Here is an 11715-nt window from a genome sequence, read left to right as displayed (position 1 = left end):
AGTGATTGATATATGTCTTATGTCAATCAACTGTAGAGGATAGAAAAATGGGTTATGAAATAGACTTTTTAGGCGTAGGCGACGAATCTAAAAGTGGTGATGCGATTGCACTTCGTTTTGGGAATCTCCACGGCTCACGTCAAGAGCAAACGGTGGTGGTGGTTGATGGTGGCTTCAAGTCAACTGGCACAGCACTCGTGGAGCATATTAGATCGAACTTCAATACTGAGGTTGTTGATATTGTTATCAGCACTCATCCAGATCAGGATCATATTAACGGTCTTGAAGCAGTTCTAACTGAACTTGAGGTTGGCGAGCTATGGATTCATCAACCTTGGAATCACAATCAAAATTTGGCTAATAAATTTGCGGACGGGCGTGTTACCGACAATAGTCTCGGTGAGCGCTTGAAAGAAAACGTGGAAAAAGCTTGGGCACTTATCAAGCTAGCTGAGAAAAATGGTGTTCTAGTCAAAGAGCCATTTACAGGGCTACAAGACGCGAGCGGGAGCTTAAAAATACTCGGCCCCTCGCAAAGCTACTATGAAGAGTTAATACCTGATTTTGAGGGTATGCCTGCTAAAGCAAGTGAGCCGATTGAAAAGGTAGAGGCCTTTTTTGCAGAGGCATTTGCTGCAGTAAAGCGTTTCTTTGCAACTTGGGGAGAGGATCAATTAGATGATAGCTCTGTAACCTCTGCAAAAAATAATTCTAGCGTTATCACACAACTAGTAGTCGATGGGCGACGCATAGTGCTCACCGGAGATGCGGGAATACAAGCACTGGAACATGCGGCTGACCAGATTGATCAATGCATCAGCGGTGCGAGCCTTCGATTTATTCAAGTACCGCACCATGGCAGTCGTCGCAATGTGGGGCCCAGCGTTTTAAATCGCCTTATCGGTAATCCGGTATCTCACGGGGAGACTCGCTCGATAACCGCAATCGCATCAACTGCAAAATGTGGAGAGCCCAAGCACCCTCGCAAAGCCGTTTTAAACGCGTTCACCCATAGAGGGGTGCGGGTATTGGCGACTCGAGGAAAAGGTATTTGCCACACTCATGACGCGCCAAATAGAGAGGGCTGGAGTGCTTTAGACCCCGAACCTTATCACTTTGAATACGAAGATGAGGAAGCTTGATAATGGCTGTGATTTCACTAAAAGCCCAAAACCTTGCCTCATTATCTGCACTTGCATTGTTGCAGCTACTGGCAGGTTATTTTGTAACTCAGGGCAAGATTGATCTGTCACAATTTAAATCGCTAGCTTCTACTGGAGGTGCAGCATTAGCCCTAAGTGTAGTAACTGCTTGGTTTAGCTATCTACTGCCAACCGATATTAAAAATAGCTTGGTTTTTCTTCGCTTAAAGTGTGCCCTGCCGGGGCACCGCTTTCTTAAACTATCGAGATCCGATTCGAGGATTGACTTTGAATTGCTAAAACATCGAGTGGCCGATTTTGATGCGCTGGATAACAATCCTCTTCGGCAGAATCAATATTGGTACAAGGAGATTTATCGACCCATCGCCAATGAGCTTGAGGTGGCTTCAGTACACAAATCTTATTTGCTATATCGCGATGCGGCTGCGATATCCCTAATTTGCATAATAATTTTAGGGGGCACACTAATTTTATCCCCAAGCATTGCTGGTTTGATAAATCAAAAAGGCTTAATTATTTTTACCCTATTTTTTATAGGTTTTGTTGTTGCCGCTAATAGCACAGGGCGACGATTTGTAACCACATCGGTTGCTATTTATCTTTCCAAGTAATTACCAAGATAAATGCAATTGAAAAGTATAATTTTAACAGTGAAAAAGGAATTTTCATCTTTAGCGAAAAAAGGAATGAATCTGGAAATTAATAACAATTATTTCAACTAAAAAATATCGTGAGAAGGCTATGAGACCATTGGAATGGTTCAACTCCCTGCTAGCAAGGCATGACTTGCAAAAACCAGATGGCAGACCCCTTTATCAGTATCGCGTGAGCGACGAAGAGTATAACTCTCTGCATAACCTGCTTAAGTTGAGCTCAATGTTTGGCATAAAAAACATTTCAAAAATGCTGAATTGGGACGCTGTTTTTGTTATCTATGCTGCAGATTGGTGGCGTAGACATTACCAGGGAAACTGGGGCTGGGAAGAAGTTTTTTCTTCGATAGGATTGAATTACCAAGATTTAAGTGTAGCTCGCCGCAATGACCTTATTGAGCTGGGTTTGCAGCGTTGGCGTAGAGAAGTGCGTGTATTTAATGAATCACGCCGATACTTAGGAACTATTGCCACAGAGGGCGGGCTGCCTTTGCACCAACTTGCCGAATCTAAAGGATGGCTAGAAAAACTTTTAAAACCCGTTATTAAAAAACACATTGCAAGTGGTCATTCGATTCAAGCACTCATTGAGAATTACAACGAGCTAATTCCTAATGCATTTCGAGGTAACGAGGTTATCGCCATTTTGACTGACATGGTGCAAGTAACTGTTGATCTTAGAGAAAAATATAAATTGCACGAACAGGCTAATCCTACTGCATGGTTAGATACTGCATTTCCTAAGTGGCGTGAGAAGTTTCCGTTACCGATTAATGATCAGGTTGCAACAGCGCTATTAAGTGAATTAATCAAGGAGGTTTCAATAGCAAAAATTGAGACCAAGTCTGTCGCTTGCATTGGCCTAAAAAGGTTACTTATTGGTGCCGAAGGAGAGAATCCCAATATTTTTCTCGATGTAGAGATCCCTACTTTTATTGAGTTAAACAGTATTGGGCTACCAGCTGGAGTTGAGCTACCAGCCAATTTAGAGATTGAATTATTGGCATCAAATGGGAAAGCCTATTCACTCGGGCGAGCCATACAGACACAAAAATCTGGTGAGAATGTATTACGTGTCTTTGGTGTGAAAACGCAAATATCAGGTCTTGATGCACTATTAGCCTATACCTTTAATCTTAAATCACTGGGCATGGTCGTACATTCAAAGCCCATTATAGAAACAGTAATTGTTGATTGCGACATTCCTTTTCTATTTAAAAGGCTTGACGAAAAATGGGTTTTGCAAGGCACTGCAAGCCAGTCAACAAGCCAAGAGAATGCTTTTGTCTACATACCAAATAAATTCTCTTTGGATTCTAAAGATGGAAGTTCAGTCATTCAGTACGGGAAAATATTCGAGGGCCATCTCTATAAACTTCGAGGTGCGACTACTTGTAAGAATGAGCTGGAATGTTACAAGTTGTCTGCGGGAAAAATAGATTCGTTGCATCAATATCATCTAACTGGAAAGCAATTACCTTTTTCAACAATGCCAACAGAAACTTACGTTGGCATTCCTGAATTGATTTGCGTTAACTCCATAACTGAGCAGACTATAAATAAAGGCACATCGGGCTTAATTGCAAAGCCTATTGGCTGCGATTCACCTTGGCAGCAAATTAAAGACATCTCGACCGGTAATTATGAAGTTCGATTACTGGACGATGGTGGAGATGTTGTACTTCGCAAACGAATTGCAATTCTTCCGCAACAGCTTTCGATTTCGTTAATAGCTGACAAAATTGACGCCAAGGCAGGGGAGATAATTGTAGATAACCTTAATGGGATGGAGGTGACCATTCCAGATTCTGATCTTCACATCAGGTTGATCCCAAGTACCAACGGTGCTGCCATTAAGGCTAAGGCAATAGATAGCCCTCCACGCAACATAAAAATATCATTAAAAGCAGTTGGACATAGGAACGACATAATTTTAACGCTGCCATTTCCAGCGCGCGGGGCGATATTACGTGATGCAAAAGGAAAGAAAGTCAGCAACGCCTCCAATCTTTATTTAGAAGGACTTTATGGTTACCGCATTCATTACTATGACGATAGGTACAAAGACGGCAAAAAAGCCTATTTAGAGTTTAGGCTTATTGATATCAATGTGAACGATGAGTCAAAGCAAGAAATTGTGCTGAAAAATGAAATCAGATTAGCTGGTGAAATTACCCTTCTCTCAGTAAATGACTGGAAGGAGTCAATCGTCAGATTGTTAAACGTAAGCCGAAGTTTAGATGCGGCAGTTAGAATTATATTGATAGTTGATTCACAAGAAAAAATATCATTAACCGTAAAACAGTATGCCCATTCGTTAGAGGTAGACTACAGAACAGGGCGACTGGAACTTAGCGACCATTCGCTTACCAGTGCGGAATTAGATGCTGTGGCCAATACCAGCATAGCTCCCATTAATTTAACAGCCCCACATAAACAACAATCCCCCCTAATACCATTGAGGTCAGAGGGTGTTGCTACAGGGCGATGGCAATTTGATTTGGATAAAGTCGATGGCGGCCCATGGATTTTGTTCCCATCGAAAGATTCGCCACTTCAGTTCCGCCCCGTGTTATGGGTTGTCCCTTCTATTGGAAAAAATTCAGATAACTACGAGTGCGCACTTGTAAAAGCCATATCAAAAGCAAGTGAGCCTGAACGCCAAGAGGCTATTCGTAAGGTTCTCCTGAAAATGACAGAGGATAAACATCATTCAGGCTGGGATTATATAAACAGCCTCTGGGAGCATACGAGTCACTTACCTCTAACAACGTTTGATCTGTGGCGTGTTGCGGTAACAGAGCCGCGATTCATGGCGCATCTCTTGCTCTGTACGAAACAGGATGTAATTACAAAAATTAACGCTGAACTTCCTGTTATGTGGGAGCTTACGCCGCTTTCCGTATGGAGAGATACATTAAACAGACTAAGGCTGGAGTACGAAGTCTATTTGGACGATGCGGATTTAATTGCTGAGCTTGTTGAAAAGAAAATAAATTTAATAGAGATGCTCGGCGAATCATTCAATGGTGTTACACAAATATTTCGCCGTGAGTTGCTTGGCGCGGCTTCTCCGGAGTTGGATGCACTGGATTTAAGAGGCTTAAATTTTGTTAATGCATTCGTTTTTTCCAAGAAACAAGCACTGCTAACAAAAATGGCAGAGCGCGAGTGGCCTTACATGCTAACGAGTAGGATAGGCGATCTATTTAACACCCATTCCCATCTACTGGATTTGACTTTTAATTTAGACCATCGTCATCAGCAATGTACGCTTTTTTTGCCATTTGTACTTGCAATACAGGCCACCACAGAAGTTGATAACTTTCTTGGCGTTACCTCATCTGAAATTTTCAAAATTAAACGCATTAGGGATTTTGATGATGATTGGTTTGACGACATCTATTCAATAGTGACTCAGTGGTTGTATATCAAGAATTTATCGGGAGTAACGCATGAGCTCAACTAATTATTATCAATCAATATTATCGACTCTTGCGGACAGGGCGAGCGAGTCCACAGTCAGTATTTTGGGGATAACCAATAAAGATCTTCGTCAGCATCTCATTGAAGAACTGAATGGAAATGATAAAAAAACACGGTTTATTGCGGATCCTGTATTTGAGGCAACCTTTGCCTGGGAGAAGGGTGACAAAACTATGGATGATCTTGTCCTAGAAGGATTGTTGAAAAACTCTTTGGTTACCGCTATGGATAGCAATAAAGATCATCGCTTCGGCCGGGATTGGCATCCCTTTAAGCATCAGTTAGAAGCATGGAGAACTTTAACAAATACTAGGAAGTCTGTTGTAGTGACGAGCGGAACAGGCTCAGGGAAAACAGAATGTTTTATGGTGCCCATTCTCAATGATATTGCTACTGAGATAGAAGAATCTGCTCAGCAAATAGAGGGTGTTCGTGCACTATTTATTTACCCACTGAATGCATTAATTAATAGTCAGCGCGAACGACTACGTGCGTGGACAAACCATGAAACTTTTGGAGATAAACTGAGGTTCTGCCTTTATAACGGTAATACTGAAGAGAGCAAACATGCCGATCAAGCCAAATTTCCGAATGAGGTATTGACCCGTAAAAAATTAAGAGAGTCCCCACCTCCTATATTAGTAACTAATGCAACCATGCTGGAATACATGCTCATCCGGCAGATTGATGAGCCGATCATTAAAAGATCCTATGGAAAGTTACGTTGGATAGTGCTTGATGAGGCTCACTCTTATGTGGGTTCGCAAGCGGCTGAGCTTTCTTTACTAATGCGGAGGGTGTTACACACCTTCGGGGTCGAATCGAAGGATGTGAGATTTGTTGCAACATCGGCAACGATTGGCGATGGAAAAGCCAGTGCTCAGCTGCAAACATACCTTGCAAATTTAGCTGGCATCAGCACTGACCAGGTTTTAGTAATCGGTGGCAAGCGGGATGTGCCAGAAATACCACGTGGCGAAAAGAATACATTTGACGTGACTCAGCTCTCGGCAATTGATGATGGGATTTCCGACTCTGAGACTCGATATCAACTGCTAGCAGGTAATGAAAAATCCAGAAAACTAAGGGATTTTTTTGTTGCGCAAAGAAAGCCCATAACCTTGGATGCCATTGCCGCAAATGTGTTCGCTTCGGCTGACGGCAACGAGGCCCTGAAGTGGATTGACGTTTGTTCGCACACAGTAAAGCCAGCGACAAAGACAAAAAACGAAGTTAAAGATATCGAACCATTTCTGCCGTTACGAGCGCACCTCTTTCAGCAGGTGTTGAACGGAATATGGTGTTGTACCGATAGCAAATGCAACAAAAAAATTGGTACGAAATTAGAAAAGGGCTGGCCGTTCGGACGAGTTTATACCCAGCGTAGACTCCATTGCGAATGCGGCGCACCGGTGCTTGAGCTGGTTTTCTGTACGGATTGTAATACACCATATTTACATGGCGTTCGTGGCATTAATAAATTAATACAAAAAAGTAATAACGGAGTAGATGAATTCAGTATTGACTCTGAATCCTCTGATGAAGTTGAGGCTGATGATTCTTCGGATCAAGAACTCTCTACAGAAGATATATTTTTAAGTCCTAAGGTAGATGAATCAGGGGCAAATACTTATTCGTTATCAATCAATAATGAGGGTGAACTTGTCGCTTCAGATAAAAGCCTAATAGATATAAATTCTTTAATACACCCTGAATGCGTTGAATGCGGCCATGCCAATGGCAAGGCATTATTTTATAGACGAGCATTATTGGGGGCACCATTTTTTATTAGCACTGCTGCGCCTACATTGTTAGATGCTTGCCAGGAAAGTGACGATGCTAGTGACCGCCCATTTCGCGGAAAACGATTGATTACTTTTACCGATAGCCGACAAGGAACCGCTCGCATTTCAATCAAACTGCAACAAGATTCTGAACGAAATAGTGTTCGCAGTATTATTTATCACGGCTCAGCCAACAATCTTCTAACACTACCAGCAGACGTTATTGAAGAAAAAAATCGCAAGTATTCTGAATTATTATCTAAAGCTAATAAATTAAGATCGTCTGATGATCCTGATATATCTGCAATGGCTTCAGACTTTGAGGCAACCGCTGCAAAACTATATGATGAAATTCATTCCTTAGGCAAGGGCGAGTTATTGTCTTGGAATGATGCTATCAATAGGCTTGAAAGGAGTGATGATATTGGTAAGTGGGCGCTTGATTATTATAAAAGTCTAAACGCTGATTTTTTTAATTGTGAGACCGGAGCAAGAACGTTATCTGAAATATTTTTACTGCGAGAGTTTTCTCGCCGCCCCAAAAGACAAAACAGCTTAGAAACTCTTGGGTTGGTGGCAGTTGAGTACCCCGCGTTAGAACTTATTAAGAAAACTCCTTCTGCTTGGGAAAGTTTATCGCTAACTCTGGAAGACTGGAAAAGCTATTTAAAAGTTATTTTAGATTTTTATATTCGTGAAAACAGCATTATCAATATTCAGGATGGCTGGACACGAATGATGGGGGCAAAAATATTCCCCAAGACGGTTGTTAAGTATGACTCCAAAGAATCAACTTCATCACGCATATACCGTTGGCCATTGGTCGGAAATGCCTCACAGCACAGACTAGTCCGCTTGTTAATCGCGGCCTGCAACTTAGATATAAAAAACACTGATCATATCGACCGAATAAATGAGTGCTTAAGGGCTGCGTGGACTGAGCTAACTAAAGTTCACACTTATACAGATATTAAGACAAATACAACGCAAAGCCGCCAGATTTTAATTCCTTCGGCAGGAAAAACGCTTGAGTTCCATTTGGCTAGAGCTGAGATATCATTTAAAAATTGTACCGAGGCTTGGATTTGCCCAATAACGAATCGATTGCTGGATTCAACATTTAAGGGAATCTCACCTTACTTGCCCACTAAATGTAGTTTAGAAAACATTACATGCCGAAAAATATCCTTAGCTGTATACAAAGAGAATTCATCTTCATACGCATCTGAAAATGAACGTAAATCTGCTGCAAGTAGATGGATTTCGTCTCAGCCAGAAATTCAAGCCCTGCGATCTGAAAATTTATGGACAGACATAAGCGATAAAGTTGTGCAAAGCTCCGGGTTTTTCCGGGCAGCGGAGCATTCAGCGCAACAGCCAGCATCTAAATTAAAAACTTACGAAGCACAATTTAAAACTGGAAAGGTTAACGTTTTATGCTGCTCCACCACAATGGAGATGGGCGTGGACATTGGTGGTTTATCGGTGGTCGCAATGAATAATGTACCTCCACATCCCGCCAACTATTTACAGCGTGCTGGGCGTGCTGGGCGCAGAGGTGAGACTCAAGCTGTCGCATTCACCATGTGTAAAGATAATCCACATGAGAGAAATGTCTTTAATGATCCGTTGTGGCCATTTATTACAGCGATCAAAGCGCCTTATATAACTTTGAATAGTGAGCGCATCGTTCAACGTCATGTAAATGCCTTGTTGCTATCAACCTTTCTTAGAGAGATATCAAAAGTAACCGAAACTGAGGTTACATCCTTAACATGTAATTGGTTTTTTAATGGCGATGATACTGAGTCGTCACCATCTGAAAAGATGTCTCGATGGCTTCATTCTATGCTGATAGAGAATCAGTATGCCAAGCTCGAATGTGGAATTCAGAAAATTATCAAAGGCAGCATTTTAGCTTCTTCTAGCCACAAGTATATTCTCGAGCGAGCCATTCAAGATTTAATATCGGCCAAAAACTCTTGGTTGCCCGAGTATATAAAACTTAGCAAAGAACTTAGGGAACTCACAAGTGTTCCAGAAACTGATCCCTATAAGAGAAAAATTGAAATTGATTTAAATGCTTTGGGTAAAGAGTATTTATTATCGGTTCTTGCGGCCAAAGCTTTTTTGCCTGGTTACGGTTTCCCTACTGGTATTGTTACCTTTGATCATTATTCTGTGTCAGATTATAAGTCTGGGAAATATGTTAAGGCATCTGGCCGTATTGATAACCGCACCAGAATGAAAGAGCGACCTGCACGAGACATTGCAGTTGCAATTAGGGAATATGCGCCTGGAGCAGAAGTTGTTATCGATGGATTAGTTTATAAATCTTCAGGTATTTTGTTGAATACCTTTTCGCCTGACTCCTCATCAGAAGGACATATTATTAAAAAGGAATGGCGTTGCCACAAATGTGGAGATATTGGCAACGTATCTGCTAGCGCATTTTCTGGGCGTTGTGATTCCTGTGGCTCTGAACTGCATTCGGATCACGTCAAAGAGTATATAGAGCCATCTGGATTTGCGGTGGATTGTTACAGCTCACCAAAAAACGACATTAGTACCCAATCCTATATTCCGGTTGAGCAACCCTGGGTTACTGCAAAATCGGATTTAGTGCCACTTTTTCAGCCATTATTGGGCTCACTGCGCGCAAGCTCACAAGGGCACATCTTTTCTCACTCATCTGGCCTCAATGGAACTGGATATGCTATTTGTTTGCGCTGCGGGAAAGCTGATTCCATGCTTTTACATGGCGAATTTCCGCACACACTAAAACCCGGCGAACATCACACCAGATTGCAGGGAAAGGCAAATGGAGTGACCGACCCTCGTTGTGAAGGCAGTGATGATCAGTACGCGATTAAAGCTGGGATACATTTGGGCGCTACAGATCAAACTGATGTTTTTGAGCTCTATCTCAAAGATCCAACAAAAAACACCTATTTGAGACATGAAAAAAATGATCAGCTTATGTGGACATTAGCTGTTGCTCTTCGCCAAGCTCTCGCAGATTGTCACGGTGTCAACTCTGATGAAATTGGCTACTCAGTTAAGCCCACGATGCTGCTAGGCTGCGGCTATCCTGTAGCCACGATTGCGCTTTACGATACAGCAGGTGGAGGTGCTGGCTTTTCGTCTCAAGCACCGAAACACTTAGAAGTCATGCTAAAAACTGCACGTAAATATCTTAATTGTGTTGCGGAGTGTAAAAGCGCATGTCAGTCGTGTCTCATAGGCTACGACACCCGTTTTTATACGGAGCTTTTGAACAGACATTTAGCTCTTGATTATCTTGCTAAAGCTTTGCCATTTTTAGAAATGCCAACTGAAGCAAAATTATTTAAAGGTGTGAATACATATTGTACTGAGACGTTATCAAGTGAAATTTTATCAAAAGCTACGGCCGGGGCTAAGCACTTAAAGTTATTCACTAGTGGAAGATATAAGGACTGGAATATAAGCGCTGGAAACTTAAAGGATAACTGTTTAACTTGGAAAAATTATTTCGAAAAGGTTGAGTTGGTTTTACCTACGACTGACTTGAGCACATTAGATTCTGTGGATAAAGAGGATCTCTATGCCTTATCAAAAATGGGCATTTCTTTATCAATCGCACATCCTGATATTTCAGAGGCTTGTAATGGATGCTTATTGGCACAGGCAATAACCTGTGAGGAAGAGCTCAACACCCCTGTTACGTCATTTGGCGTGTCAAACCCTGCTGCAAATATTCCCAATGAAAAGTGGTGGGATACGGACGCATCTTATCGAATAATGACCGAAGAGCTGCCTGCTATCAACACAACCAGTATAGACCCTAATCAATTTTTAATAGATTCCGGGGCTGGCGATATTGAAGTTGAATTAATGACTAAATGTGATGGGAACTTAGATGGATTCGGGGATCGTCTCTGGGCTCAACTTTTGGAAAAATGCCCTTTGCTGCAAAGATTAATACGTGGTGATGTCGAATTAATCCGAGCCTCATATTCAGATGCATATGTTTCATCACCTTGGACGATAATGCTTTTTGCGGAACTCATAAACTCTTTAAAGTTATCCCTTGGACTCCGCTGGAGCGTAGCTGAAGTGGAGCTATCTACCGGTTCAAGGCCCGTGTCAGATAAATACACTGGTGTTTATGCGGAATGGGCAGATAGCACCACTAGAAGGTCAGTTCTTCAAGGATACTTCTCTTATATGGGGTTGGAAATTGATGCTCGCATAATGCCTATGTCCGACATTGCACATGGCCGAGTGTTGTCACTTGAGTGGGACAATGGTCGTGTTACTTATATACGATTTGATCATGGCTTTGGTTGTTGGAGCGCTAATGATAAAAGTCGAACACATTTAAATTTAAATGCCTCGACTGAGGAGCAAGTGAAAAATTTGGTCGCGTTGCAGCAGACCCTAGCGGTGAGATTCTCGAAAAAGTTCCCCACTCAGATTTTTGTGAAACATAGGGATCTTGAATAACGCCATGCCGTCACTCACAGATAAATGCAGGGCTATAGTTATAGACTGGCGATTATACCGGCGACAAAACATTGGTGAGCCTTGCCATAACTGTCGAGCCGCACCATCCAGCTATATTTGTACACAACACCCTGGATATAA

General features: G+C 42.0%; 4 protein-coding genes. All 4 read left to right on the top strand.

Translation table 11 applies throughout. From position 1 onward, the window contains the following. The first annotated feature begins 47 nt into the window (after nt 1-47). The gene (locus D0B88_RS06025) at nt 48-1142 is read left to right on the top strand and encodes a ComEC/Rec2 family competence protein (protein WP_151055860.1); all 1095 of its coding nucleotides are present in this window, start codon (nt 48-50) and stop codon (nt 1140-1142) included. Between the two features lie 2 nt (nt 1143-1144). Beyond that, a complete protein-coding gene (locus D0B88_RS06020; protein ID WP_151055858.1) occupies nt 1145-1774 on the top strand; it encodes a hypothetical protein in 630 nt (209 codons plus the stop codon). 130 nt (nt 1775-1904) lie between these two features. Continuing rightward, nucleotides 1905-5285, top strand: coding sequence for an STY4851/ECs_5259 family protein (locus tag D0B88_RS06015; protein ID WP_151055856.1), 3381 nt, complete (start codon nt 1905-1907; stop codon nt 5283-5285). After that, the gene (locus D0B88_RS06010) at nt 5272-11574 is read left to right on the top strand and encodes a DEAD/DEAH box helicase (protein ID WP_151055854.1); all 6303 of its coding nucleotides are present in this window, start codon (nt 5272-5274) and stop codon (nt 11572-11574) included. Before D0B88_RS06015 ends, D0B88_RS06010 begins: the two co-directional genes overlap by 14 nt. Nucleotides 11575-11715: the final 141 nt, after the last annotated feature.

This window comes from Cellvibrio sp. KY-YJ-3 (assembly GCF_008806955.1).
In the GTDB taxonomy this organism is placed as follows: Bacteria; Pseudomonadota; Gammaproteobacteria; order Pseudomonadales; family Cellvibrionaceae; genus Cellvibrio.
The sequence above is the reverse complement of the archived record's forward strand: the minus strand, read 5'-3'. Positions and strand labels throughout refer to the sequence as shown.